The organism is Variovorax sp. EL159 (genome assembly GCF_900100965.1).
In the GTDB taxonomy this organism is placed as follows: domain Bacteria; phylum Pseudomonadota; class Gammaproteobacteria; order Burkholderiales; family Burkholderiaceae_C; genus Variovorax.
Genome location: NZ_FMUJ01000002.1, coordinates 1019277 through 1045364, shown reverse-complemented (window position 1 = coordinate 1045364; position 26088 = coordinate 1019277). Strand labels below are relative to the sequence as shown.

Annotated in this window: 29 protein-coding genes; 22 read left to right on the top strand and 7 right to left on the bottom strand. The window is 67.5% G+C overall.

Going from position 1 to position 26088, the window contains the following annotated elements; translation table 11 throughout:
- The first annotated feature begins 73 nt into the window (after positions 1-73).
- Positions 74-745 carry an RluA family pseudouridine synthase gene (locus BLQ28_RS11030; protein ID WP_093239034.1) on the top strand — a complete coding sequence of 224 codons (672 nt, stop codon included), beginning with the start codon at positions 74-76 and terminating at the stop codon, positions 743-745.
- Here the strand turns inward: BLQ28_RS11030 and BLQ28_RS11025 are convergent.
- From BLQ28_RS11025 to egtB, 5 genes are all read right to left on the bottom strand, one after another.
- Positions 732-1172 carry a universal stress protein gene (locus BLQ28_RS11025; RefSeq protein WP_093239033.1) on the bottom strand — a complete coding sequence of 147 codons (441 nt, stop codon included), beginning with the start codon at positions 1170-1172 and terminating at the stop codon, positions 732-734. The two genes, BLQ28_RS11030 and BLQ28_RS11025, sit on opposite strands and share 14 nt — an antisense overlap.
- Positions 1173-1311: 139 nt before the next feature.
- Complete coding sequence (locus tag BLQ28_RS11020) at positions 1312-2067, bottom strand: 2OG-Fe dioxygenase family protein (protein WP_093239032.1); 756 nt, start codon at positions 2065-2067, stop codon at positions 1312-1314.
- A complete protein-coding gene (locus BLQ28_RS11015; RefSeq protein WP_093239030.1) occupies positions 2064-2345 on the bottom strand; it encodes a DUF427 domain-containing protein in 282 nt (93 codons plus the stop codon). Before BLQ28_RS11015 ends, BLQ28_RS11020 begins: the two co-directional genes overlap by 4 nt.
- Positions 2346-3281: 936 nt before the next feature.
- Positions 3282-4310, bottom strand: coding sequence for an L-histidine N(alpha)-methyltransferase (egtD, locus tag BLQ28_RS11000; protein WP_093239027.1), 1029 nt, complete (start codon positions 4308-4310; stop codon positions 3282-3284).
- 2 nt (positions 4311-4312) lie between these two features.
- On the bottom strand, positions 4313-5587 hold the full coding sequence (egtB, locus tag BLQ28_RS10995; protein ID WP_093239026.1) for an ergothioneine biosynthesis protein EgtB: 1275 nt from the start codon (positions 5585-5587) through the stop codon (positions 4313-4315).
- A gap of 156 nt (positions 5588-5743) precedes the next feature.
- Here egtB and BLQ28_RS10990 point away from each other — a divergent pair, with 156 nt between their 5' ends.
- Positions 5744-7090 carry an NAD(P)/FAD-dependent oxidoreductase gene (locus BLQ28_RS10990; RefSeq protein ID WP_093239024.1) on the top strand — a complete coding sequence of 449 codons (1347 nt, stop codon included), beginning with the start codon at positions 5744-5746 and terminating at the stop codon, positions 7088-7090.
- A gap of 6 nt (positions 7091-7096) precedes the next feature.
- Positions 7097-7348: a hypothetical protein gene (locus BLQ28_RS10985; RefSeq protein ID WP_093239023.1), complete on the top strand. Its 252-nt coding sequence runs from the start codon at positions 7097-7099 to the stop codon at positions 7346-7348.
- Positions 7349-7396: 48 nt separating this feature from the next.
- Here the strand turns inward: BLQ28_RS10985 and BLQ28_RS10980 are convergent, their stop codons facing one another.
- A complete protein-coding gene (locus BLQ28_RS10980) occupies positions 7397-7921 on the bottom strand; it encodes a thermonuclease family protein (RefSeq protein ID WP_093239021.1) in 525 nt (174 codons plus the stop codon).
- A 122-nt stretch (positions 7922-8043) separates the two neighbouring features.
- Here BLQ28_RS10980 and BLQ28_RS10975 point away from each other — a divergent pair, with 122 nt between their 5' ends.
- Complete coding sequence (locus BLQ28_RS10975; protein WP_093239020.1) at positions 8044-8541, top strand: tetratricopeptide repeat protein; 498 nt, start codon at positions 8044-8046, stop codon at positions 8539-8541.
- A 33-nt stretch (positions 8542-8574) separates the two neighbouring features.
- On the opposite strand, the gene BLQ28_RS10970 is transcribed toward BLQ28_RS10975, so the two are convergent.
- Complete coding sequence (locus BLQ28_RS10970) at positions 8575-10275, bottom strand: long-chain fatty acid--CoA ligase (RefSeq protein WP_093239018.1); 1701 nt, start codon at positions 10273-10275, stop codon at positions 8575-8577.
- A 260-nt stretch (positions 10276-10535) separates the two neighbouring features.
- Between BLQ28_RS10970 and BLQ28_RS10965 the strand changes: the two genes are divergently transcribed.
- From BLQ28_RS10965 to BLQ28_RS10880, 18 genes are all read left to right on the top strand, one after another.
- Positions 10536-10976: an OsmC family protein gene (locus BLQ28_RS10965; protein WP_093239017.1), complete on the top strand. Its 441-nt coding sequence runs from the start codon at positions 10536-10538 to the stop codon at positions 10974-10976.
- 152 nt (positions 10977-11128) lie between these two features.
- Positions 11129-11896, top strand: coding sequence for a GntR family transcriptional regulator (locus BLQ28_RS10960; RefSeq protein WP_093239015.1), 768 nt, complete (start codon positions 11129-11131; stop codon positions 11894-11896).
- A complete protein-coding gene (locus BLQ28_RS10955) occupies positions 11893-12693 on the top strand; it encodes a transporter substrate-binding domain-containing protein (RefSeq protein WP_093239014.1) in 801 nt (266 codons plus the stop codon). Before BLQ28_RS10960 ends, BLQ28_RS10955 begins: the two co-directional genes overlap by 4 nt.
- A 15-nt stretch (positions 12694-12708) precedes the next feature.
- Entirely contained in the window at positions 12709-13371 is a 663-nt protein-coding gene (locus tag BLQ28_RS10950) for an amino acid ABC transporter permease (protein WP_093239012.1), read from the top strand.
- 19 nt (positions 13372-13390) lie between these two features.
- Positions 13391-14044: an amino acid ABC transporter permease gene (locus BLQ28_RS10945; RefSeq protein WP_093239011.1), complete on the top strand. Its 654-nt coding sequence runs from the start codon at positions 13391-13393 to the stop codon at positions 14042-14044.
- Complete coding sequence (locus BLQ28_RS10940) at positions 14028-14807, top strand: amino acid ABC transporter ATP-binding protein (RefSeq protein WP_093239009.1); 780 nt, start codon at positions 14028-14030, stop codon at positions 14805-14807. Before BLQ28_RS10945 ends, BLQ28_RS10940 begins: the two co-directional genes overlap by 17 nt.
- Before the next feature lie 213 nt (positions 14808-15020).
- Positions 15021-15482, top strand: a complete 462-nt coding sequence (locus BLQ28_RS10935; protein WP_093239008.1) for a P-loop nucleotide/nucleoside kinase family protein — start codon at positions 15021-15023, stop codon at positions 15480-15482.
- A gap of 39 nt (positions 15483-15521) precedes the next feature.
- Positions 15522-16013, top strand: coding sequence for a GNAT family N-acetyltransferase (locus BLQ28_RS10930; protein WP_093239006.1), 492 nt, complete (start codon positions 15522-15524; stop codon positions 16011-16013).
- 20 nt (positions 16014-16033) lie between these two features.
- Positions 16034-17737 carry a M14 family zinc carboxypeptidase gene (locus BLQ28_RS10925; protein WP_093239004.1) on the top strand — a complete coding sequence of 568 codons (1704 nt, stop codon included), beginning with the start codon at positions 16034-16036 and terminating at the stop codon, positions 17735-17737.
- A gap of 35 nt (positions 17738-17772) precedes the next feature.
- The gene (locus BLQ28_RS10920; RefSeq protein ID WP_093239003.1) at positions 17773-18666 is read left to right on the top strand and encodes a LysR family transcriptional regulator; all 894 of its coding nucleotides are present in this window, start codon (positions 17773-17775) and stop codon (positions 18664-18666) included.
- Positions 18667-18779: 113 nt separating this feature from the next.
- Positions 18780-19760, top strand: coding sequence for a Bug family tripartite tricarboxylate transporter substrate binding protein (locus BLQ28_RS10915; protein WP_093239001.1), 981 nt, complete (start codon positions 18780-18782; stop codon positions 19758-19760).
- On the top strand, positions 19757-20731 hold the full coding sequence (locus tag BLQ28_RS10910) for a M14 family metallopeptidase (protein ID WP_093239000.1): 975 nt from the start codon (positions 19757-19759) through the stop codon (positions 20729-20731). Before BLQ28_RS10915 ends, BLQ28_RS10910 begins: the two co-directional genes overlap by 4 nt.
- Positions 20732-20787: 56 nt before the next feature.
- Positions 20788-21372 carry a YceB family lipoprotein gene (locus tag BLQ28_RS10905; protein WP_093238998.1) on the top strand — a complete coding sequence of 195 codons (585 nt, stop codon included), beginning with the start codon at positions 20788-20790 and terminating at the stop codon, positions 21370-21372.
- The gene (locus BLQ28_RS10900; protein ID WP_093238997.1) at positions 21369-22361 is read left to right on the top strand and encodes a glycerophosphodiester phosphodiesterase; all 993 of its coding nucleotides are present in this window, start codon (positions 21369-21371) and stop codon (positions 22359-22361) included. Before BLQ28_RS10905 ends, BLQ28_RS10900 begins: the two co-directional genes overlap by 4 nt.
- The gene (locus BLQ28_RS10895) at positions 22358-22642 is read left to right on the top strand and encodes a hypothetical protein (protein WP_093238995.1); all 285 of its coding nucleotides are present in this window, start codon (positions 22358-22360) and stop codon (positions 22640-22642) included. Before BLQ28_RS10900 ends, BLQ28_RS10895 begins: the two co-directional genes overlap by 4 nt.
- A gap of 24 nt (positions 22643-22666) precedes the next feature.
- A complete protein-coding gene (locus BLQ28_RS10890; RefSeq protein WP_093238994.1) occupies positions 22667-23095 on the top strand; it encodes a hypothetical protein in 429 nt (142 codons plus the stop codon).
- 167 nt (positions 23096-23262) lie between these two features.
- Entirely contained in the window at positions 23263-24690 is a 1428-nt protein-coding gene (locus tag BLQ28_RS10885) for a TolC family protein (protein ID WP_093239454.1), read from the top strand.
- Position 24691: 1 nt separating this feature from the next.
- Positions 24692-26083, top strand: a complete 1392-nt coding sequence (locus BLQ28_RS10880; RefSeq protein ID WP_093238992.1) for a multicopper oxidase family protein — start codon at positions 24692-24694, stop codon at positions 26081-26083.
- Positions 26084-26088 lie beyond the last annotated feature (5 nt).

The window sequence follows — 26088 nt, the reverse complement described above, 5'->3', positions numbered from 1 at the left end:
TCCGTGAGCGGCGCATGAGCGGGCCGCCGCCCCGACAGGCAGGTGTCTCCCCTCTCTACACTCGACGGCATCCATGACCGCGCCGCCACCGCTTCTGCAACCGATCCACGAAGACCCGTACCTGCTGGTGCTCGACAAGCCCGCCGGCCTGCTCTGCGTGCCCGGCCGCGGCGAAGAAAAACAGGACTGCCTGAGCGCGCGCGCCATGCGCCAGTGGCCCGACGCGCTGATCGTGCATCGCCTCGACATGGGCACCAGCGGCCTCGTGGTGATGGCGCGCGGCATCGAGATGCAGCGCGCACTGAGCGCGGCCTTTGCCGAGCGCCGGGTGCACAAGCGCTATGAAGCGATCGTCGATGGCCGCATGCCGCTGCATGAAGACTGGTCGCTCATCGACACGCCGCTGATGGCCGACTGGCCGCGTCGTCCGCTGCAGAAGACCGACCCGGCCGGCAAGCCCAGCCTCACGCGCTGGCGTGCATTGGCCTTTGCCTCATCACCCGGCGAGCCCGAGGCCACCCATGTGCTGCTGGAGCCGCTGACCGGCCGCTCGCACCAGTTGCGCGTGCACCTGCTCTCGATCGGGCATCCGATCCTGGGCGATGCGCTGTATGGCAATGCGGCGGTGCAGGCACGTGCGCCGCGCCTGCTGTTGCATGCGAGCGAGCTGGGTCTGGTGCACCCGGTGACGCAGCAAGACCTTCGCTGGAAAAGTCCCTCAGGGTTTTCGCTCAGCCGGCCTTGACGACCAACACCGGCATGCGGGCGTCTTGCAGCACGCGCTGCGTCACGCTGCCGAGCAGCAGTTTCTCGATGCCGCTGCGGCCATGCGAGCCCATCACGATCAGGTCGGCCGCGATGGCGATGGCGGTGTCGACGATGCCTTCGTGCACCACATGGCCGTCGATCACGCGCTGGTCGCTGTGCAGGCCCTCGGCCGCGAGCGCCGCCACGCCGCGCGCCAGGGCCGCATTGGCACTTGCCGTGGCGGCGGCCAGGTATTCGTTCTGGCCGAGCGCGTAGTCCGCGCCCACGCCGATGAAGGGATAGTTGTCGATCACGTGAATCAACGTGATGCGGCTTCCAAAGGCCAACGCGAGGCCACTGGCCTTGCTGACCGCGAGCATGGAAGTTTCGGAGCCGTCGATGGGTACCAGGATGTGATTGAACATGGCGGACCTCGCTTTCGTTCGCAGACAGACACGGCTCGATGTCGAGCCGGGCCCCGAATTTAACCTCTGTTCCCAAGGGTGGCTGTAGGACTCCAGCCAGCGACGGCACACGGCCTGCGTGCACGCGTCGCGCAGGGCTTCAGTCCCCCTGGAAACCCTTGGCTCTGCAGGTGATCACGAGCGTGTCGCGCCATCCTTCGCCGCCCTCTTCCAGCGGCTGGATCGGCGTCGACTCGTGGATCACACGCGCATCGTCGAGCACCAGCAGGGTCCATGGCTCGGTCATCGTGAAGCGTTCGCCGCGACGGCCGTTGGCCTCGAACACGCGCGTTTCTCCGCCCTTGATGCCATGGCGTGCGACCAGCGCCACCGCCACCAGGTCGACACCGTCGCGGTGCGCGCCTTCGGGTGTCGGCCGGCCGATGCCGCCCGCGGTGTCGATGCGGAACTGGTGCGCCTCGACGTACCAGCGCTGCGGTGCGCCGCGCATGTCGCTGCTGGCCTTGCCGAGCTGCTGCAGCAGCCGCTGCCACACCGGCTGCGCCACCGTGGCGTCGAGCATCGGCGCGAACCAGCGCTGCATGCCGCCGTGCAGCGCGTTGTATTCCACCGGCTGCCAGTGCGCGCGATGCGGCACCTGCTGCAGCGTGGCGTGGTCGTCGGCCTCGACGGTGAAGCAGGCGTGGCGCCGCGTGCGATAGCGGCCGCCGTCCTTCAGGTAGTCGTCGGGCGGAAGATCGTTCCAGTCCGCGTGCAGTGCGTTGAGTTGTTCGAGCGGCACGCCGAGCCAGTCGGACACGCCTTGCGGGCTCAGCACCGCGTAGCCCTGCTCGCGCAATGCGGCGGGCAGTTCGGACGGGGCGATGAATGGTGGGGTGAATGCGGCCGTTGTCACGCGGCGACCTTCACGTCCTTCCAGAACGCGACGCGGTCGCGAATTTCCTCGGCTTCGGGCTTCGGGTCGGCGTAGTACCAGGCGGCGTCGGTGTTGAGCTCGCCATTGACCAGCAGCGAGTAGTAGTTCGCGGTGCCCTTCCAGGGGCAGGTGGTCTTGTGGTTGCTGAAGGTGACGTGATCGCGGTTGAGCGAGCTCATCGGGAAGTAGTGGTTGCCTTCGACGAGCACGGTGTCGTCGCTTTCGGCGATGGTGACGCCGTTCCAGGTTGCTTTCATGGTCTTGGTCTCCAGGGGGAGGGGTGGCGGGGGCGCTGGCCGTTGCGCTGCCGCACGGGGCTTGGGTATTGTGCCGTTGCTTGGTTTGGCTGCTGTTTTGGTGGTTTGTATGAACCTTATTGGCTTGTTTGTTTTCTCGGGGCGTTCGCTTTCGTGGGCTGGGTTTTCCTTTGGCTGAGGAATTGCTTCGGCTGAGGGTTTGCTTTTCGCTGCTTGGTTTGTTTCCCGGGGCCGGGTCTCGCCCCGGCGGGCGACCTACTTTTCTTTGCTTCGCCAAAGAAACGTAGGCAAAAGAAAGGCGACCCCACTGTGCGCGCCCCTCCGCTTCGCTGCGGGCAACCTGCGGTGCTCACGTTTCGCGGGGTCTCGCAGAACTCGCTTCGCTCAAACAGCTGCGAGCCCTGATCCGCGAAACGCTCCGCTCCTCGGCACGCCCAGAGGGGCTTCGAAACCACTCGGGCCTTTGCTTCGCTCGGCCTCCAAGGCACTGCTGGCGCTTCGCGCCTGCAGTGCCTTGGTATGGGGGTTGAAGCTTGGCGTTGATGGTGTGCTGCGCGTCAGCGCAATGCGGGGCGAATGGAATTGGTCGCGCTGCCCGTTGGTCGTTGGTCGTTGGTCGTTGGTCGTTGGTCGTTGGTCGTTGGCTGTTGGCTGTTGGCTGTTGGCTGTTGCAGGGCCGAGCGAAGCGACGGCCCGTCGGTTTCCAAGCCCTTCTGGCTGCGCCGAGGAGCGCAGCGTTTCGCGGATCAGGGCTCGCCCTTGTTTGAGCGAAGCGAGTTTGGGCGAGACCCCGCGAAACGTGAGCACCGCAGGTTGCCCGTAGCGAAGCGAAGGGACGCAGACAGCAGGGTCGCCTTTTCTTTGCTTACTTTCTTTTGGCGAAGCAAAAGAAAGTGAGTCGCCCGCCGGGGCGAGACCCGGCCCCGGGAAACAAAACTAAGCAGCCAGCCAGTGCACGCTGAAGAGCCTCTCAGGGTCCGTCCAGACAGCCCCCGGCCGAAACCCGGCCCGCACAGCCAAGGCACGCAACCCCTCAACGGTGAACTTGTGCGAGTACTCCGTATGAATCGTCTCCCCCTCCTCGAAGCCAAACCGTTCCCCATTCAAGAGAACGCTCTGAGCCCGACGACTCACAAGATGCATCTCGATCCGCTGCCGCGGCGCGTTATAGAACGCCGCATGCGCGAACCCATCCAGATCGAAGTCCGCATCCAGCTCCGCATTGGCCCGACGCAGCAGGTTGAGATTGAACTCCCCCGTCACCCCTTGCGCATCGTTGTAGGCCGCGTGCAGCCGCCCCGGGTCCTTCACCAGATCGACACCAATCAGCAGCCCGCCGCCACGCAACATCCGCGCAGCCAACTGCAAAAACGCCAACGCCTCTTCAGGCTCGAAATTGCCGATCGTCGACCCGGGAAAGAACCCCACGCGCCGCCCTGCCCCCACCATCGGCGCAGGCAGCACAAGCGGCATCGTGTAGTCCGCCGCAATGGGCTGCACCACCAGCTTCGGATAATCCGCCTTCAACCGTTCAGCAGCGGCCTCGAGGTGCTCGCCGGAAATGTCGATCGGCAGATAGCGCTTGGGCGTCTCCAGCGCATCGAGCAGCAGCCGCACCTTGGTCAGCGACCCCGCGCCGAACTCGACGATCTCGGCATTCGGCCCGATCTGCCCTGCGATCTCTCCCGCGCACTCGCCAAGAATCCGCAGTTCGGTGCGCGTGGGGTAGTACTCGGGCAATTCGCAGATGCGGTCGAACAGCTGCGACCCGGCAGCGTCGTAGAAGAACTTGGGCGAGATGCTGCGCGGCGTGCGCGCCAGGCCCGCCTGCATCTCGCGCCCGAACTCGGACAGCGGCTCGCTCGCCGATGGCGCGCGCTGCGACTGCGACGGCTTTTGCTGTTGCTGCTGCGGCTTCGCGGACACGAACGACAGCGACGAAGGCGAGGTGTTTGGATTGCGCATGATCAAAGGTCTTTCGCGAGCCGCAGCCCCGAGAACTGCCAGCGCGCCGCCGGCGGAAAGAAGTTGCGATAGCTGGGCCGCGCGTGCCCGGCCGGCGTGGCCACGCTGCCACCGCGCAGCACCAGTTGCCCCACCATGAACTTGCCGTTGTATTCGGCCGCGATGCCGGGCATCGGTCGAAAGCCGGGGTACGGGTCATAGGACGAACGCGTCCACTGCCAGACATGGCCGGTCATCTGCGAAATGCCGGGCGCATCGCATGCGGCTTCCCATTCGAACTCGGTCGGCAGGCGCGCACCGGCCCACTCGGCGTACGCGGCCGCCTCGTAGAAGCTGAGTTGCGCCACCGGTGCGTCGGCTTCCATCGGGCGCACGCCGTGCAGACCGAACACATGCCAGCCGGCCACAGCAGCCCCTTGCTGCGACGGTTGCTGCTGCAGCCCAAGGCCCAGGCGCGGATCGTCGGGCGCCAGCCAGTACGCCGGATGGCGCCACCCATGCGCCTGCACCGCAGCCCAGCCATCGGACAGCCACAGTTCGGCCCGCTGGTACCCGCCATCGGCGATGAACTGCGCGTAGTCGCCACAGTTCACGAGGCGGTCGGCGATGGCATAGGGCTGCACCAGCGCCTGGTGGCGCGGTGTTTCGTTGTCGAAAGAAAAATCGGAACCCGCATGCCCCACTTCGACCACGCCACCCGGCCGCGAGAGCCAGCGCACCGCGGGCGGCACGGCGGCCAACCGCAATGCGGGCCCGCTCGCGGGCTTGTAGGCCGGCAGCAGGGGGTTGCACGACAGCGCATGCAGGATGTCGGTGAGCAGCAGCTCCTGGTGCTGCTGCTCATGGTTGAGCCCGAGCGTGACGATGGGCTCGATCGCACTCCAGTCCAGCCCGCTCTCTTCTTCGAGCAGCGCGACCACCGCTTCATCCACATGCCGGCGGTACGCATGCACCTCGTCCACCGAAGGCCGCGTCAGCAGCCCGCGATGCGGCCGCGGATGGCGCGGCCCCAGCGCCTCGTAGTACGAGTTGAAGAGGTAATGGAATCGCGGATCGAAAGCCTGGTAACCCGCCGCATGCGGCTGCAGCAGCACGGTCTCGAAGAACCACGTGGTGTGCGCCAGGTGCCACTTGGTCGGGCTCGCGTCGGGCATCGACTGGATGCACTGGTCTTCAGCGGAGAGCGGCGCGGCAAGCGCCAGGCTCATGGCGCGCACCTCACGAAACTTGTCGCGCAGTGCGCCCGCCGCTTGTGTGATCGGCCGGGAAAGCGTCATGGGGTCTCCAGTGAGGTCAGCCGCAAGTTTTAGCCCATTCGGGTTGCGGCGGTGCGTAGGACAAAACGCCGCGGGCCCGCAGCCGCGAATTCGACGGGGCAGCCACTGTGGCACAAGATTCCGGGGCGTGCAAAACGCCTGCGTATCATCCGTCGAATGCAAACGACCAACCCTTCGGACAGGCCCCGCGTCGTCATCGTCGGCTGCGGATTCGGTGGACTCGAAGCGGCGCGCAAGCTGCAGGGCGCCGACGTCGATGTCACGGTGATCGACAAGACCAATCACCATCTGTTCCAGCCCCTGCTCTATCAGGTGGCGACCGCCGGGCTCGCCGCGCCGTCAATCGCGGCGCCGGTGCGTTCGCTGTTCCGCAAGCAGCCGCGCATCACCACGCTGTTGGGCGAAGTGAGCGCCATCGACCCGGCCGCGCGCTCGGTGCAACTGGGCAACGGCGACCAGGTGCCGTACGACCACCTCATCGTGGCCGCCGGCGCCACGCACAGCTACTTCGGGCACGACGAATGGGCGCCCGTTGCGCCCGGCCTGAAGACGCTGGCCGATGCCTTCGAGATCCGCCGCCGCGTGCTGCTGTCGTTCGAGACCGCCGAGATCACCGCCGACCTCGAACACCGCCGCGCCCTGCTCACTTTCGTGGTGATCGGCGCGGGCCCCACGGGCGTCGAGATGGCCGGCACGCTGGCCGAGATCGCCAAGCACACGCTCTCGGGCGAGTTCCGCCACATCGATCCGTCGAGCGCGCAGGTGCTGCTGATCGAAGGCGGCCCGCGCGTGCTGCAGGCCATGCCCGAATCGCTGAGCCAGAAGGCGCTGGAGCAGCTCGAGAAGCTGGGCGTCGAAGTGCGGCTGAACGCGCGCGTCACCGCCATCGATGCCACCGGGCTCGAAGTGCAGACCGGTGGCGGCGCAGACGGCACGGCCGTCACGAGCTACCGAATCGATAGCAGCTGCGTGGTCTGGGCGGCCGGCGTCGCGGCCTCGCCGCTGGGACGCATGCTCGGCAGTGCCACCGGTGTCGAATGCGACCGCGCGGGCCGCATCAAGGTCGAGCCCGACCTGAGCCTGGCGGGCCATCCCGACATCAGCGTGGTGGGCGACCTGGCCGCCGCCATGAGCCACGCGCCCGGCAAGCCGCCGAAGCCGGTGCCCGGCGTGTCACCCGGTGCCAAGCAGATGGGCCGCGCCGCGGCCGCGAACATCCTGCGCCGCATCGCGGGCCAGCCGACCGTGCCGTTCCGCTATGCGGACTACGGCAACCTTGCCACCATCGGCCGCAATTCGGCGGTGGTGGACCTGGGCACGCCCTTCGGCCCGCTGCGTTTCAGCGGCCGGCTCGCGTGGCTGTTCTGGCTGTTCGCGCACGCGTACTTCCTGATCGGCTTTCGCAACCGCATCGTCGTGATGATGGACTGGGCCGGCGCCTACTGGAGCTTCCAGCGCAATGCGCGCGTGGTGGCGGATGTTCAAGGCAAGGGCGAATCCTGACCGGCCATGTCGCTGTTCTGGTGGACCGTCTTCCACGCACTCGACGCCACGCTCTGGCTCTGGATACTGCGCTGGGGCGGCGCGGCCTGGCTTGAAGGTACCTTTCTCTCGGGCTTCATCGTCAGCACCTTCGCGCCGCGATGGAACGCCGAAGGTTTGCGCATGGCGGCGCTGATCATGCTGGTCTTCTGCGCGATCAGCTTCGCCCTGGGCCTGTTCATGCCCGAGGTGCGCTGCTGGTACTCGCGCAGTTGCTGAGGGCACCGCGCGAAGCGGTGCACGCGCGCCCTACCTCGCCAAGGTCGCTCAGAAAAAACCGCCCCAGTGCGGTTGCTGCGCCCGCTGGCGCTTTCGCCAATCCCACGGCGGGGTCGGCCTGGCGTCGGCCCACAGGCCCAGGCGCTTGGCCCGTGCGCCGTCCTGCAGCTTGAACAGACCGCCACCGCGCTTGGTGGCCAGCCGGTTGTAGTCGTAGACCCAGGCCCAGCCTTGCGACACCATGCGGCTGCCGACGTCTTCGCCGTTGCAGCTCACGTCGGCCACGGTACGGCCATAGCGGTCGGTGTCGATCTCGGTGATCAGCGCCTGCTCGCGAAAGCAGAGGTCGCTCAGCGCCTGCTTGCTGCGCTGGCCGTAGGGCTGCGCCTTCTCGGGCGCGTCGATGGCCGCGATGCGCACCCTCACGCGCTCGTAGGCGCCGATGCGGCCGCAGCGCGCGGTGAGCGTGTCGCCGTCGCTGATGCCGACGACAAGGCAGGTTCGGGGGGCCGCGTGGGTCAGGAGAGGAGAAAAGGCAAGAAGGCCGGAAAGCAGCAGCGCGCGCAGGAACATGAAGAAGAAACGGGAGGTAGGCAGAATGGCGAAACCGATCGAGGCTAAGTGATCCGTTCGCCGGAACGAATCGGTACACAGACTTTTTCTTTTGAGCAGCGCTTCGAAGGAGAGCACGCACCATGCAAGAACCCACCCAGGACGACTGGTTCCTCGCGGCGAACGACGCATGGGATGCCGGCGCGCACAAGAAGGCGCTCTCGCTGTTCCTCAAGGCCGCGGCGGCGGGCGAGATCCACGCGCTGAACAGCGTCGGCTACTTCCTCGACCACGGCATCGGCGTGAAGAAAAACGCCGCGGCCGCACGCGACTGGTACCGCAAGGCCGCCAAGGCGGGCGACGCGGCAGGGTGCGCCAACCTCGCCATCTGCTACCGCGACGAAGGCAACTTCCGCTGGGCCCGGTTCTGGTTCGAGCGCGCCTATGCGCAAGGCGACGGCGACGCGGCGCTGGAGCTGGGGCGGCTCTTTCTGTGGGAGGGAGCGAACCGGAACGACCACAAGGTCGTTCACTACCTGGGCAAGGCGGCGGCATCGCCCTCGATCACGCCGAATGGCAGGAAAGAAGCGCAGGCGCTGCTGAAGTCGCTGGGGCGCAAGCAGAGCCCCAGCGCCCGGTAGCTTCCGCAGGCAGGCTTGGCGGGCCTGCTCTGCTTACTTCTTCGCCCCGTTCTCGTCTTCCTGCAGCAGCCGCCACATCACCTTGCCGCTGCCGCTCTTGGGCAACGCATCCACAAACTGCACCTTGCGCGGGATCTTGTAGACCGCCATGTTCTCGCGGCACCAGTCGATGATCTGCTGCTCGGTGGTGTCCTTGTGCGTGGGGCGCAGCACTACCACGGCCTTGACCGATTCGCCGCGGTAGTCGTCCTTGGTCGAGATGACGCAGGCCTCCTGGATCGCGGGGTGGCGGAACATCAGCAGCTCGACCTCGGCCGGCCAGACCTTGAAGCCGCTGGCGTTGATCATCCGCTTGAGGCGGTCGGTCATGAAGAAGTAGCCGTCCTCGTCCATGCGGCCCATGTCGCCCGAACGGAAGAAGCGCTTGCCCTCGAACTCGACGAAGGCGGCGGCCGTGGCGTCGGGGCGCTTCCAGTAGCCCTGGAACACCTCGGGGCCGTGGATGATGATTTCGCCCGATTCGCCGATGGGCATTTCCTTCAGCGTGTCGGGGTCGACCACGCGCGCGTCGGTGCTCATGAACGGAATGCCCAGGCACTGCTGCTTGGGGTTGTCCGACGGATTGGTGTGCGAGGGCGCGGCGGTCTCGGTCAGGCCGTAGCCCTCCTGGTACTTCAGGCCGTACTGCTCCAGCAGGCGCTGCGCCACGGCCTGCGGCATCGCGGCGCCGCCGCCGCCGATGTAGTTCATGCTCGACAGGTCGTAGCTTGCGAAGTTCGGGCTGGCCATCAGGTCGATGACCATGGTCGGGATGTTGGTCCACGCCGTGACCTTCCAGCGCGAGATGAGCCGGCCGGCCACGTCGCGGTCCCAGCGCGGCATGATGATCAGCGTCGCCGCCGCCAGGATGGCCGTGTGCATCATGCTCACCACGCCGGTGATGTGGAACATGGGCACCACGGCCAGCACCACCGCCTCCGAGGTCGAGCCGCCCCACATCTGGCCGGCAACGGCGTTGTGCATCAGGCTCGAATGGTGATGGACGCAGCCCTTGGGCAAGCCGGTGGTGCCGCTGGTGTAGGGCAGCAGCGCCATGTCGTTGGCGCCCACCACGTGCTCGGGCGGCGGGTGGCCGGCTTCCAGCGCATCGGTCCAGGCGATGACCTTGCCGCCGTCCAGCGCGGGCAGCGGATGGCGGGTGGCGAGCCAGTCCTTCCAGGCGGGCGCCGGGGCATCGTCGCCCGAGGCGTCGGCGTCGAAGGCGTCGGTGAACTGGGTCACGATCATGTGGGCCAGCCGCTGCTCGGGCGGCAGGGCATTGCTGGCCTTGGCCAGTTCGCCGGCCAGGTCGCCCGTGATGAAGGCCACCTTGGCGTCGGGGTCGGTGATGTAGTGCTTGAGCTCTTCGGCCCGGTTCATGGGGTTGACCGGCACCACCACCGCATTGGCCCGCAGGATCGCGAAATGCGCGATCACCAGTTGCGGGCAGTTCTGCATGTCCAGGATCACGCGGTCGCCGCGCTTCACGCCCAGCGCATGCAGCGCGCCGGCCAGCCGCTCGGCCTGGGCGGCGAAATCGCGGTAGCTCACCACACGGCCGAAGAACACCAGCGCGGGCTTGTCCGGGTAGCGCGCGGCCGAGGTGGCCAGGTTGTGCCACATCGAGGTGGCGGGCACGGTGATCGAATGCGGCAGGCGTTTGGGCCAGAACTTGTAGTGCGGGCGTTGTTGCATGGTGAAAACGGCGGGGAAGGGAGAAGAAAAAAGAACGGGAGGAAGGCGAAGAAAGACGCACCAGCCTAAGCCGCCCCGGCCACGCCTCCCATCGGGGAAGCCCCCGGTGCGTCACATTGGCGACGCCCTTTCTTCTCACACTCGCCGCAGATGGCGGATGCGCCGTGCGACTACAGACACGGCCGGTTTTCCGCGCGATACCTGACGCTCTCTTTCACGACCCCATCCACCCATCCACCCAACCACCGAAGGAACCCACCATGGCAGCAGACAAGCACGCAAGCGTTCACTGGGAAGGCGCCGGCAAGACCGGCAAGGGCCAGATCAGCACCGAGACTGGCGCCTTGAAGGACTACCCCTATGGCTTCGCGAGCCGCTTCGAGGACGACAAGCGCGGCACCAACCCCGAGGAGATCGTCGGCGCGGCCCATGCGGCCTGCCTGACGATGGCCTTTGCCTTCGCGCTGGAAGCGGCGGGCCTGACCGCGACACGCATCGACACCAAGGCCGCCGTGCGGTTGGCCAAGGACGGCGCCGGTTTCAAGATCGACCGCATCCAGCTCGAACTGGACGCGGCCGTGCCCAACCTCGACGAAGCGAAGTTCCAGGAAATCGCGGCCGCCGCCAAGGCCGGCTGTCCGCTGTCGAAGGCGCTCGCGAGCGTGCCCGAGATCACGCTGAAGGCCACGCTGGCCAGTTGATCGCGCCTCCGAAGAGAAAAAAGGGCGGGCGGATGGCGCACTGACGGGGCGCATCGCGTCCCGCCCCAAGGCACGCGCCGCACGGCACCGATCCATTTCGGTGCACAGATCTTGCATACCAGTTGGCACAGAAGCTGCTGGTATGCAGGCGAATGTCTACATCCGCATCCGAAATCAGTGCGCGCATCGTCGAAGCGGTGATGGCGCAGAAGCTCGCACCGGGTTCGCGCCTGGGCGAGCAGCAACTGGCCATGCTGTTCGACTGCAGCCGCACCATCGTGCGCGAGGCCCTCACCCGGCTGGCGGCGCGCGGCATCGTCACGGTGAGCGCGCGGCGCGGCTGGTTCGTGATCGAGCCCTCGCAGGACGAGGCGCGCGAAGCCTTCGAGGCGCGCCGCGTGATCGAGCTGGGCCTCATCCGCAGCACCGGCCGCATCGACAAGGCCGCCCTGCGCCAATTGAAGGCGCACCTGCAGCGTGAAAAGGCCGCACTGAAAGAAAGCGACGTCGGCAACCGCAGCTTTCTGCTGGGCGACTTCCACGTGTGCCTGGCCGAGTGCCTGGGCAACACGCTGCTGGCCGACACGCTGCGCGACTTCACCGCGCGCACCACGCTGATCGCCATGCTTTACCAATCCACGCACGACGCGGTGCAGTCGTGCGAAGACCACGTGCAGATCGTCGCGGCGCTGGAGCGCGGCGACCACGCCGCCGCCGAGGCGCTGATGGCCGAGCACATCGGCACGGTGCAGTCGGCGCTGCGGGTGCAGGCGCCCAGCGATCCGCTCGCGCAGCTGCGCGATGCGCTGGCGCCGCTGCAGAACACGGCAACCGCAAAACCCAGGCGCCGCAACAAGGCGGCCGCGCCCTCCCCCGACGACACCCCAGATTCTTCGACTTACCTAGGAGCCCTGCTATGAACTTCTCTTCGTCCAAACGCCATCTCTCGCTCGCGCTGGTGTCCGTCGCCATGCTGGCCGCCGCCGGTGCCGCCCAGGCCCAGAACGCCCTGGACAACGTGCTCAAGGCCAAGACCATCAAGATCGCCGTGCCGACCGACTACCCGCCCTACGGCTCGGTCGACAAGAACATGAAGCCGCAGGGCCTCGACGTCGAAATGGCCGAGCTGATCGCCGCCAAGCTCGGCGTGAAGGTCGAGCTGGTGCCCGTGACCAGCGCCAACCGCATCCCGTACCTGCAGACGCGCAAGGCCGACCTCGTGATCTCCACGCTCGGCAAGAACCCCGAGCGCGAGAAGGTGATCGACTTTTCTTCGGCTTACGCGCCCTTCTTCCAGGCTGTGTACGCCGCCAAGAGCATGAAGCTCACCAACTTCTCCGAGATGGCCGGCAAGACCGTCGCCGTGACGCGCGGCGCGATGGAAGACCAGGAGCTGAACAAGGTGGCGCCGCCGAATGTCGACTACCGCCGCTTCGAGGACAACAACGCGACCATCGCGGCCTTCGTGGCCGGCCAGACGCAAACCCTTGCGACCAGCGCGGCCGTCGCCGGCGACATGCTCGCCAAGAACCCGAAGGTGAGCGCCGAGTTCAAGCTGCTGCTGAAAGACAGCCCCTGCTTCGTCGGCATCGCCAAGGGCGAAACCGCGTTGAAGACCAAGGTCAACGAGATCATCGCCGCCGCCAAGAAGGACGGCACGCTGGACGCCATGTCGAAGAAGTGGCTCGGCAAGGCCGCCGGCGACCTGCCGGTCTGATCGAAGCACGCGGCCATGAACATCGAGTTTGACTTTGGCGCGGTGCTCGCCGAATGGCCGCTGCTGCTGCGCGGCGTGGCGTGGACCATCGGCCTCACGGCCGTGGGCACGGTGCTGGGCATGGCCGTGGGCACCTTCTGCGCCTGGGCGCGCTCGGGCGGCCCGCGCTGGCTGCGGCTCATCGTGGGCACGTATGTGGAGCTGATCCGCAACACGCCCTTCATCGTGCAGCTGTTCTTCATCTTCTTCGGGCTGCCGGCCGCGGGCGTCAAGCTCTCGCCTGAAGTGGCATCGGTGATCGCGATGGTGATGAACCTGGGCGCCTACTCCACCGAGATCATCCGCGCCGGCATCGAGGCCACGCCCAAGGGGCAGATCGAGGCGGCCGTGAGCCTGGCGCTCAGCAAGGCGCAGGTGTTCCTGCGCGTGGTGCTGCCACCGGCACTGAAGAAGGTGTGGCCCGCGATGGTGAGCCAGATCGTCATCGTGATGCTGGGTTCGGCGGTGTGCGGCCAGATCTCGACCGAAGAGCTGAGCTACGCGGCCAACCTCATCCAGAGCCGCAACTTCCGCGCCTTCGAGGCTTTCATCGTCGCCACGCTGATCTACCTGGCGCTGTCGGTGGCGCTGCGGCGGCTGCTCGACTGGGCAGGGCCGAAGTTCTTCTTCGGCCGCTGAACGCGAGGAACCCGTCGTCATGACCGATTTTTCTCTCTGGGACATCCTGCGCAACCTGCTGATGGCGTTGCGCTGGACTGTCGTGCTCTCGCTGATCGCCTTCGTCGGCGGTGGCATCGTCGGGGCGCTGTTGCTGACCTTGCGCATGCGCGGCGGCAAGGTCGCGGACAAGGCCGTGGGCCTGTACGTGCAGCTCTTTCAGGGCACGCCGCTGCTGATGCAACTCTTTCTTGCCTACTTCGGCATTGCGCTGTTCGGCATCGACGTGTCGGCGTGGACGGCGGCCAGCGTCGCGCTCACGCTCTACACCAGCGCCTTTCTCACCGAGATCTGGCGCGGCTGCGTCGCCTCGATTCCGAAGGGCCAGTGGGAAGCCTCGGGCAGCCTGGCCCTGAGCTTCGGCGAGCAGATGCGCCATGTGATCCTGCCGCAGGCCGTGAAGATCGCGATCGCGCCCACGGTCGGCTTTCTGGTGCAGGTCATCAAGGGCACCGCGCTGGCTTCGGTGATCGGTTTCGTCGAACTCACCAAGGCCGGCAGCATGATTTCAAACGCCACCTTCAAGCCCTTCGTGGTGTTCAGTTGCGTGGCCCTGCTTTACTTCGTGCTGTGCTTCCCCGTGAGCCTGTACGCCAAGAACCTCGAGAGGAAGACCCATGGCCGCCGTGCTTGAAAAACAACCGGAACCCGCCACCTTCGCCGCGCCCATCGTGCGCATCACCGCGCTGCGCAAGTCCTACGGCACCAACGAAGTGCTCAAGGGCATCGACCTGGACGTGAAGCGCGGCGAGGTCATCGCCATCATCGGCAAGAGCGGCTCGGGCAAGAGCACGCTGCTGCGTTGCATCAACGGGCTGGAGGTGTTCCAGCAAGGCTCGCTCACCGTCGACGGCAAGCCGTTGCTGCACGAAAGCGCCATGGCCATGCGCGCGTTGCGCCAGCGCGTGGGCATGATCTTTCAGAGCTTCAACCTGTTCCCGCACCTCACGGTCGGCAAGAACGTGATGCTGGCGCCCACGCTGGTGAAGAAGCGCTCGTCGATGGAAGCCGCCTCGCAGGCGCGCAAGCTGCTCCAGCGCGTGGGGCTGGCGGAAAAGTTCGACGCCATGCCCGAGCAACTGTCGGGCGGCCAGCAGCAGCGCGTGGCCATTGCGCGCGCGCTGGCGATGGAGCCCGCGGTGCTGCTGTGCGACGAGATCACCTCGGCGCTCGACCCCGAGTTGGTGGGCGAAGTGCTGCGCGTGGTGGAGTCGCTGGCCGACGAAGGCATGACGCTGCTGATGGTCACGCACGAGATGAGCTTTGCGCGCAAGGTCAGCGACCGCGTGATCTTCATGCACCAGGGCCGCGTGCATGAAATGGGGCCGCCGGCAGAGCTGTTCGGCAACCCGCAGACGGCGGAGCTGAAGCAGTTTTTGTCGTCGCTGCATGACTGAAGGCTTCGGCCTCGGCTATCCTCGGCCCATGGCCTGCCTCCGGATCGCGTCGATTATTCGCACCATCGCAAAGATGGTGGGTTAGCGCGCGATCCGAAGAAGAAGTTCACGCCATACGACCCGCCCCACGAGGCGGGTTTTTTGTCTCCTGGGGTCTTGTTCCAAAGTCACAGGAGAAACGAATTGAACCCATCGACGCCCGCCACGCTTCACATGGTCTGCGGCAAGATCGGCGCCGGCAAATCGACGCTCACCCGGCGCCTTGCACTGGAGCCCGCCACGGTGCTCATCAGCGAAGACGCCTGGCTCGATGCGCTGTACCCGGGCGAGATCCGCGAGCTGCCCGACTACGTGCGTGCCTCGGGACGACTGAAGCAGGCGATGGCGAGCCATGTCTCGGCACTGCTGGCCGCCGGCGTTTCGGTGGTGCTCGACTTTCCGGCCAACACGGTGAGCAACCGGGCGTGGGCACGCGGCATCTTCGAGGCGGCTGGCGCGGCGCACCAGCTTCACTTTCTGGACGTGCCCGACGCGGTCTGCAAGCAGCGGCTGCGGGCACGCAATGCGAGCGGAGAGCACCCGTTCGAGACGAGCGATGCGCAGTTCGACCTGATCACGAGCCACTTTGCCGCGCCATCGGAAGACGAAGGGTTCCATGTGGTCCGCCACGCCTAGAGCCAACCGATGCACGGCGCATGCTTATGCTTGCGCCCCATGCAGATCGAACAAGCCCACCCCACTGAAGCAGCTACCGTTGCGGCGGTTCTGAACGAAGCCGCCCAATGGCTGGCCAACGAAGGCCGGCCGCTGTGGGCGGCTGCCGACATCAGCCTGGAACGCGTGCAGCGCGACACCGATGCCGGGCGCTACTTCATCGCCCGGGAAAACGGCGAGGTGGCGGGCGTGATGCGCTTCGACCTGGAAGACCCGCACTTCTGGCCCGAGATCGAGAGCGGCAGTTCGGCCTTCGTCCACAAGCTGGCGGTGGGCCGGCGCTGGGCGGGGCACGGCGTGTCGACGGCGCTGCTGAATTTCGCGCGTGAACGTGCCTCGAGCCTAGGCCTCAAGCATCTGCGGCTCGACTGCGTGGCGGACCGCGCGCCCCTGCGCTCGCTCTACGAGCGCTTCGGCTTCTCGCTGCACAGCGAGATCCGCAAAGGGGCCACCTCCTTTGCACGCTACGAACTTCCGCTGGAACGCCAGTAACCGAAACGGAGAACTCGTCCATGACCGCCACGCAAGACAACGCCTACCCCACGCCGTACGAAAGCGGCAACCACGACCAGACCGCCACCTGGGCCGAGTGCATCGCCTTCTACGAACGGCTGGCCGGGCACTTTCCGACGGTGCTGCGCTGGGCGCAGATCGGCGTGTCGGACAACGGCATTCCGATCCATGCCGGTGTGGTGACGGCCGACGGGGAATTCGACCGCGAGGCGCTGCAGCGCCAGCGCCGGCCCGTGTTCTTCAACAACAACGGCATCCACCCCGGCGAGCCCGAAGGGATCGACGCCTGCATGGCGCTGGTGCGCGATTTCTGCACGCAGCCAGATCGGCTGGCCGCGCTGGGCAACACGGTCTTCCTGTTCATTCCGGTCTACAACGTGGACGGCTGCCTCAATCGCCAGACGACCTCCCGCCCGAACCAGCAGGGGCCGGAGTCTTTCGGCTTTCGCGGCAACGGACGGCACCTGGACCTGAATCGCGACTTCATCAAGTGCGACAGCCTCGCCGCGCAGGTGTTCAACCGCTTCTTCACCGCGTGGGACCCGGACGTGATGGTCGACACGCACACCTCCAACGGCGCCGACTACGCCTGCACGATGACGCTGATTCCGACCCAGCCCGACAAGCTGGGCGCGGGGCTCGGCCAGTTCCTGCGCGAGCGCATGCTGCCGGCGATCTACGGCGGCATGGACCAGCGCGGATGGCCCACCAGCCCCTACGTGAACTGCGTGGCCGAAACGCCGGACGACGGCATCGCCGACTTTCTCGACCTGCCGCGCTTTTCCACCGGCTACGCGGCGCTGCACCACACCATCGGCTTCATGCCCGAGACCCACATGCTCAAACCCTACGCCGATCGCGTGGCGTCCATGCGCACGCTGGTCGAGGTGGTGCTCGATTTCACCGTGGCGCGTGCGGCGCAGATTCAAGAGTTGCGGCGCGAGGCCAAGGCCGGCGCCGCACGGCAAGTGCACTGGCCCCTGCTGTGGAAGTCGGACCTCGGCCGGCCGGCCAGCCTGCGCTTCAAGGGGTACCGGGCGGTGCGCACGCCCAGCAGCCTCGGCACCTACCAGCGCCTGTCTTATGACCGCAACCAGCCGTGGGAAAAAGACATTCCCTACTTCGACCGCTACCTCGAAGACGCCTCGGCCACGGCCCCCAAGGCCTACCTCATTCCGCAGGCCTGGCGCGAAGTGATCGAGCGCCTGCAATGGAACGGCGTGACGCTGGAGCGGCTGACGCAAGACCAGGTTTTCCATTCCGCGAGGGTCTACCGCATCCAGAGCGTGGTCTCGCGGGCGGGCCCGTATGAAGGACACATGTTCCATGACGAAGTCGTGCTCGTGACCCGAGCCGAGACCGTGCACGCCCGTGCCGGCGACGTGCGTGTGTCCCTGGACCAACCCAAGGCCCGCTATGTCGTCGAGACGCTGGAGCCCGAAGCCCACGACAGCTTCTTTCGCTGGGGTTTCTTCAACAGCGTGCTGGAGAAGAAGGCGGGCTTCTCGGATTACGTCTTCGAGGACACCGCCCACCAGATGCTGGAAGACGAGCCCCTGCTGAAGGCCGGCTTCGAGCAATGGAAGCAGGACAACCCCGACAAGCTCTCCGACCCGCAAGCGGTGCTGGGCTACATCTTTGCGCACGGCCAGCGCCACGCGGAACCCGAATGGCGGCGCTACCCGGTGGCGGGCCTGAACTAGCGCACCCACGCAACCCGCGAGCCGCGCCACACACCATGCAATTCAAGTGGATGGAAGACTTCATCGCGCTGGCGCAGACGCGCAGCTTCACGCGCGCGGCCGAGCTTCGGCACGTCACGCATCCGGCCTTCGGGCGGCGCATCCGCGCGCTCGAATCGTGGGCCGGCACGACGCTGATCGAGCGCGGTAGTTCGCCCGTCGTGCTGACGGCCGCGGGCGAGAGCTTCCTGGACAACGCCAGCCAGATGGTGCGCAGCCTCGAAGGCTCTCGCGAGGAAGTGCACAACGTGGCCGGCCGACAGGCCCGCACGGTCACGGTGGTCACGGGCCGCACGCTGGCGCGCACGGTGATGGCCGACTGGCTGGTGCGGCTGCAGCCCGTGCTGGGCCAGGGCGAGGTGCGCGTGCTGACGGGCGCGCTGGCCGAAACCGTGCGGATGCTCGAACACAACGAGGTCGACTTCTCGCTCATCTTTCACCACGCCGCGCTCACCTTCCGGCTCGACGGGCGTCAGTTCGCCCATGTGACGGTGGCCTCCGACAAGCTGGTGCCGGTGTCGCTCGCCGACGCGCAGGGCCGCGCGGTGCACAGCTTCGACGGTGCCGGCGAAGTGCCGTTCCTGTCGTACGTTCGCACGCTCGCCATGGGGCGCATGGTCGAAGACCTGCTCGCCAACAACCCGCAGGCGCCGCGCCTGAAGCGCCGCATCGAATGCGATTCGGCCGATGCGCTCTATGAATACGTGCTCAGGGGGCTGGGCGTGGCGTGGCTGCCGTGGTCGATGGTGCAAGGCGATTGCAAGTCGGGCCGGCTGGTGCAGGCCGGCGGGCGGCGGATGGAAGCGCGTTTCGAAGTCCGGCTGTACCGGCCGAAGCGCCGCCTGGGCCCGTTGGCCGAAGACGTGTGGCGGGCCATGACCCCACGCTGACCCCGCATCGACCCCCTTTCAACCCAATCGGCACGGCTTCGTGCCAGCATGGCACCGCGCAGGCAGGGCCGGCTCCGCAAAATCCCCGGGATTACTACAACTCCGAGGCAACGATGCGTCTTCCCCGCCCTTTTTCCTCCTGTCTTGCCGTCGCCCTGTGCGGCCTTGCCTGGGCAGCGTCCGGCCCGGCCGGCGCCGAGACCTACCCGAACAAGCCCATCACGCTGGTGGTGGCCTACCCGCCGGGCGGCTCGACCGACCTGACCGGCCGCGCGCTCGGCGTCGAGCTGTCGCACCGCCTGGGCGTGCCGGTGATCATCGACAACGTGGGCGGCGCCGGCGGTGCCATCGGCGCACAGAAGGTCGCCAATGCCGCACCCGACGGCTACACGCTGCTCGCCGGTGCCAGCAACGAGATCGCCATCAACAAGCTGGTCAACAGCAACGTGAAGTACGAGCCGAAGGACTTCACGCCCATCGGCCTGATCGCCTCGCAGCCGCTCGTCCTGGTGGCAGCGCCCAGCGTGGGCGTGAAGAACAGCGGCGAATTCCTCGCGCTGCTGAAGAAGAACCCCGGCAAGTACAGCTACGGCAGCTCCGGCGTCGGCACCTCGCTGCACCTGGCCGGCGAAATGCTCAAGCAGCAGGGCGGCGTCTTCATGACGCACGTGCCTTACCGCGGCGTGGCACCGCTCACCAACGACCTGCTGGGCGGCAACATCGACTTCGGCGTGTTCGTTCTTTCCAGCGCGCTGCCCTACATCCGCAGCGGCAAGATGGTGGCGCTGGGCACTACCGAGGCCAGGCGCTCGGCCATCACGCCCGATCTGCCGGCGTTGAGCGAGAACCCGAACCTCAAGGGGCTGGACATCGGCGTCTGGTTCGCGCTGATGGGGCCGGCCAAGCTGCCGGAGCCTGTGCTGGCCCGGCTGAAGACGGCCTTGAACGAAACGCTGCAGTCGCCCGACTTCCGCAAGAAGATGGAGGCCACCAGCTCGGTCGTCCCGACGTCGAACGTGGACATCGACAAGTTCCTGGTCACCGAGACCGCCAAGTACAAGACCATCGTCAAATTCGCCAACATCAAGGAATGAGCTTGTCCACGCTGTTCGAACTCCCCGCCCCCGACCTTTCCGCCTGGCGCGCCGGCAACACCGGCGTCGAAGGCGTCTGGCACTTCGAGGCCGACGCGCCCGGCCGCCACGTGATGATCAGCGCACTCGTGCACGGCAACGAGGTGTGCGGCGCCTGGGCGCTCAAGGGCCTGCTCGAAGCGGGCGTGCGTCCGCAGCGCGGCAAGCTCACGCTCGCGTTCTGCAACCTGGAGGCCTTCGACACCTTCGATGCGGCCGATCACGACGCCTCGCGCTTCGTCGACGAAGACCTCAACCGCCAGTGGCTGCCCGATCGCATCGAGGCCGGCGGCACACGGGAGCGACGCCGTGCCGCCGCGCTGCAGCCGTATGTGACGCAGGCCGACTGGCTGCTCGACCTGCACTCGATGCACGAGCCTTCGGCACCGCTGACGCTCACCGGCATCCAGCCTCGCAACCTGGTGCTGGCGCAGGCGATGCGCAGCCCGGAGCACGTGGTCATCGACGCGGGCCACAAGGACGGCGTGCGCATGCGCGACTTCGGCCGCTTCGGTGCACCCGATGCCGACGCGCAGAGCGATGCGCTGGCGTTGCTGGTCGAATGCGGCTTCCACGGCGACCCGGCCAGTCGCACCGTGGCGCAGGACCAGTGCGCGCGCTTCCTGCGCTCCGCCGGCACGCTCGGCGACGACGCCATCGCGCAGCAACTGCCCGGCTGGCTGCAACCCGACGCGCCCCGCCAATGGGCGCTGGACGTGACCGGCCCGGTCGTGGCGCGCGGCGAAGACTTCCGCTTTGCCCAGCCCTTCACCGGCCTCGAAGTGATCGAGCGCGCGGGCACCGTGATCGGCTGGAACGAGGGCGAGCCCGTCGTTACGCCTTATGACGACTGCGTGCTGGTGATGCCGTCCACGCGCCAGGCCAAGCCCGGCGTGACGGTCGTTCGCTACGCCCGTCGCCGGCCACTCTGAAACAACGCCGGGGCGGCTGGCGGGAACCTTTGCGGCTGTGGCAAGCTCGGGACGGTATGAACCTCCGCACCCCGTCCCCCACCACCTCCCGCCGTCGGTTGCTGCGTGCGCTGCTGGGCGCCGTGGCCCTGCCGGCGCCGTTCGCGGCGCTGGCCGGCTTCAACTTTTTCACCAGCGAATACACCGCGACGCGCGACGAGCTGCAGGCGCAGATCGCCAAGCGCTTTCCGGTGGCCGAGCGCTATGCCGAGATCTTCATGGTCGGGCTGCGCGATCCGCAGCTGGCCCTCGATGCGCAGGCCAACCGCGCGGCCATCACGGCCACGCTGACCATTGCGAGCCCCCTGCTGGCGGCATCGCCGGTGCAGGGGATCGTGTCGGTCAGCAGCGCGCTCAGGTACGACGCCGCCACCCGCGCGCTGCGGCTCGACCAGCCCAAGGCGGAAAAGCTCGAGCTGCAGGGCGTGGAAGGCCGCGATGCGCAGCGGCTGCAGAAGGTCGGCGGCGTGGTCGCGCAAGAGCTGCTGCAAGGCCAGGTGCTGCGCAGCTTCACGGCCGATGAACTCACGGTCGGCCGCAAGACCTACGAGATCGGCGACATCACCGTGACAGACAACGGGATCAAGGTCCAACTCAAATGAAACACGTCCTTCTTGCCGTCGCCCTGGCAGCCACCGGCTGCGCGGCCATCATGCCCACGGCCCGGCAGCACTTCGACCTGGAAGCCCACCGCGGCGGGCGCGGCCTGGCGCCCGAGAACACGCTGGCCGCGTTCTCGAACGCCATCGACATGGGCGTGACCACGCTCGAACTCGATATCGGGCTCACGGCCGACGACGTGGTGGTGATCTCGCACGACACCTCGCTCAACCCCGACCACACGCGCGACGCGGGCGGCGCCTGGCTCGCGCCGAAGAGCGGCGCGGCCATCCGCTCGCTGACGCTGGCGCAATTGCAGACCTACGACGTGGGCCGCCTCAACCCCGCGAGCGACTACGGCAAGCAGTTCGCGCTGCAGCAGCCGCGCGATGGCGAGCGCATCCCGACGCTGGCCGCGCTCTTCGCGCAGGTGCAGGCACGCGGCGCCGATGCGGCCACGGTGCGCTTCAACATCGAGACCAAGATCGACCCGAACAAGCCGGGTGAAACCGCCGCGCCGGAACCCATGGTGCGCGCGCTGCTGGCCGAGATCGACAAGGCGAAGATGGCCGACCGCGTGACCATCCAGAGCTTCGATTGGCGCACGCTGGCGCTGGTCGGCCAGCTCGCGCCGCAGTTGCCGCGCGCCTACCTCACGACGCCCCGCACGCTGAAAGACAGCCGCTGGACGGCCGGCTTCGACGCGGCCGGCTTTGCCTCGGTGCCGCAGATGGTCAGGGCCGCATCGGCCAATGCGCCGGGCCCGGTGATCTGGTCGCCGGCCTACGCCGACCTCACGCCCACTGTCATCAAGGAAGCGCAGAAGCTCGGCCTGAAGGTGCTGCCCTGGACCGTGAACCAGCGCGCCGACATGCTGCGGCTGATGGACTGGGGCGCGGACGGCCTCATCACCGACTACCCCGACGTGCTGCGCGACCTGATGCGCGAGCGCGGCCTGTCGCTGCCGCCACCCGGAAAGGCTTCTTCATGAGCGCAAATGCCAGCCAGCAGCTCGACGCCATCGCCACGCACCTGGGCGCCTTGCGCAACGGCGGCAGCGGGTCGGTCACCGCGCTGTCGAACGAGGCCCGCGCCAGCACCGAGCTGCTCGCCGCCCTGCCCCCGCGTTACGGCGAGGTGCTGCTGAACCTGCTCGACCGGCTCGAATCGAGCGCGCTCTTCAGCGAAGAGAGCTGCTCCTTCAGCCAGAAAGACCTGCTCGACAACCTGCAGGTGTGGGCCGACAAGGCCCGCGGCCAGCTGGTGTCTTAGGCCACCGGTTTATCATCGCGCCCCATGCGCACCCTGCTGCTCGCCCTGATGATCGCCCTGCTGCCCATTCGCGGCTGGCTCGGCGACGCTATGGCGTTCGAGATGGTGCGGCATTCGCTGCCAGCGGCAGCGGCGGTGTCGATGGCTTCTTCGGCCACCACGGCCAGCGAAGCGCATTGCCATGAAGGCATGGCGGCCGACAGCGGCGCCATGTCGATGGACATGAGCATGAACATGGCCGACCACACCGGCGGCCACGACAACAGCGACAACGGCGCGGGCCACCAGGGCTGCGGCACCTGCACTGCCTGCCAGGTCTGCCACACCGTCGCGCTCGGCGGCATGCCCCTCATCGACATCGTGCACAGCGCGCCCCAGGCGCCACCGGCTGCACACGCGGCCCGCTTCGCCAGCGCAGAGCCCGCCCCGGGCCTGAAGCCGCCCATTTCCTGATCTCCCTGCCCGTAGTCCGTCCGCAGTGAGCCTTTGCAGGCTCGCGGCGTCCGTCGAATTGCTCATGGAGATCGAGCGTGAACCCTTTTGTTCGCCGGCAACCCGCCGGCATTCCCGGCCATGCGGCACCACCGCCGCATGCCGATCCGCGTCCGCCCGGCGGCCGCATGGCCCCTCATTCATTCATCCGAAGCGCCATCGCGCTGGCCGGCGTATTGACGCTGGCCGGCTGCGCCAGCCTCTCGTCCGACGGCGGCACGGCCGACGTGCAGGCGCTGGTCAACGGCAACCCGCTGATGGCGGGCACCACGGCCCAGCGCGCGCCTGACGAGGCCTCGCAAAAGAGCGTCGATGCGCTGCTCGCCAAGCCGCTGGACGCCGAAGCCGCCGTGCGCATCGCGCTGGTCAACGGCCCGCGCGTGCAGGACGCCTTTGCCACCCTGCAACTGAGCGACGCCGACCGCGTGCAGGCCGCGAGCCTGCCGAACCCGGTGCTTTCGTTCAGCCGGCTGGCGCAGGGCAGCGAGCGCGAGTTCGAGCGGATGCTTCGCTTCAACGTGCTGGGCCTCGTCACGCTGCCGTGGCAGGCCCGCTGGGCCGGCCAGCGCCACGAGGCCGCCAAGCTGCAGGCCGCGCAGAGCGTGCTGATGCTGGCCGCCGACACGCGCCGCGCCTGGGTGCGTGCGGTGGCGGCGCAGCAAAGCGTGGCCTACCTGCGCGATGCGAAGGAGGCCACCGAAGCCGGCGCCGAACTCGCGCACCGCATGGCCAAGGCCGGCAACTGGAGCGCCCTGCAGCGCACGCGCGAACAGCTGCTGCTGGCCGACGCATCCGCGCAGCTCGCGCGGGCCGAACAGGCCGCGGTCGCGAGCCGCGAGCAGCTCACGCGCCTGATGGGCCTGAGCGGCACGCGCACCAGCTACACGTTGCCCGACCGCCTGCCACCGCTGCCGCAAGCCGCGCCCGAGCTGGGCGACGTGCAGGCGCTGGCCTTGCGCGACCGGCTCGACGTGCGCGCGGCACAGGCGCAGAACTCGGCCGTGGCCGGCTCGCTGGGCCTGACGCACGCGACCAGCGTCATCAACGCGATGGAGCTGGGCGTGGTGCGCAACACCACCTTCGACAACGACGCCGATCGCACGAAGAAAACCAAGCGCGGCTTCGAGCTCGACCTGCCCATTCCGATCTTCGACTGGGGCCAGTCGCGCAACGGCCGTGCCGAGGCGCAGTACCTGCAATCGGCCGCGCGCGTGCGCGACATGGGCGTGCTGGCCACGAGCGAGGCGCGCGAAGCCTGGCAAGGCTGGAACACCGCCTACGCCATCGCCCGCCGCTACCGCGACGAGGTGCTGCCGCTGCGCAAGCAGGTAAACGAAGAGATGGTGCTGCGCTACAACGGCATGCTTGCGAGCGTGTGGGAGCTGCTCGGCGAAACGCGCGCAAGCATGCTGCTGGTGAACGCCGGCATCGAGGCGCAGCGCGACTTCTGGCTGGCGGACACCGATCTGCAGCTGGTGCTCACGGGCAGCTCGCCCGGTGGAATGACGGCCCTGCAGACCGCGGCGGCCAGCGAACCCGCGGCGGGAGGCCACTGACATGAACCGTCGCAATTTCTTTGCAGGCGCAGCCACGGCCGTTGCCGCCACCACGGTCAGCCGCGTGTCGATGGCCGCGCTGCCCGAGCCGGTGACGCAGGGCTCCACGGCCACCGCGCCGCCGCTCGTGCCGCCGAACGGCCGGCCTTACAACCCGGTCGTCACCCTCAACGGCTGGACCTTGCCGTGGCGCATGAATGCCGGCGTGAAGGAGTTTCATCTGGTCGCCGAGCCCGTGGTGCGCGAGATGGCGCCCGGCTTCAAGGTCAACATGTGGGGCTACAACGGCCAGTCGCCGGGGCCGACCATCGAGGTGGTCGAGGGCGACCGCGTGCGCATCTACGTCACCAACAGGCTGCCCGAGCACACCACCGTGCACTGGCACGGCCAGCGCCTGCCCAACGGCATGGATGGCGTGGGCGGCATCACGCAGCCGCACATTCCGCCGGGCAAAACCTTCGTCTACGAGTTCACCGCACGGCGCCCCGGCACCTTCATGTACCACCCGCACGCCGACGAGATGGTGCAGATGGCGATGGGAATGATGGGCTTCTGGGTCACGCACCCGAAGGCCGAGCATCCGCTGATCGAGAAGGTCGACCGCGACTTCTGCTTTTTGCTCGGCAGCTTCGACGTGGAGCCCGGCAGCGCCACGCCCAAGGTCAACACCATGACCGACTTCAACATCTGGAGCTTCAACAGCCGCGTGTTCCCGGCCATCGACACGCTCAACGTGCGCAAGGGCGACCGCGTGCGCATCCGCGTGGGCAACCTCACGATGACCAACCACCCCATTCACATCCACGGCCACGAGTTCGAGGTGACCGGCACCGACGGCGGCCCCGTGCCGCGCACCGCGCGCTGGCCCGAGGTGTCGGTCGACGTGGCGGTGGGCCAGATGCGGCAGATGGAGTTCATCGCCGACGAGGAAGGCGACTGGTCGCTGCACTGCCACAAGGCGCACCACACGATGGGGCCGATGGGCCACGACGTGCCCACCATGATCGGCGTCGACCAGAAAGGCGTGGTCGACAAGATCCGCAAGCTCGTGCCCGACTACATGGTGATGGGCGACAAGGGCATGGCCGACATGGGCGAGATGGAAATGCCCATCCCCGACAACACCGTGCCCATGATGACCGGCACCGGCCCCTTCGGATCGGCCGAGATGGGCGGCATGTTCACGCTGCTCAAGGTGCGGCGCGACCAGAAGCCGGGCGACTACCGCGACCCGGGCTGGTTCAAGCACCCGGCCGGGACCGTCGCGCGCGAAGTGCCCGGCGCGGCCGTTCCACCGGCCACGCGCAGCGCCCCTGCCACCAAGGGCGGCGACAGCAGCAAGACCGACGCCACCGTGCGCAAGCCTTCGGGCCAGGGCGCGCACAACCACTGACTACT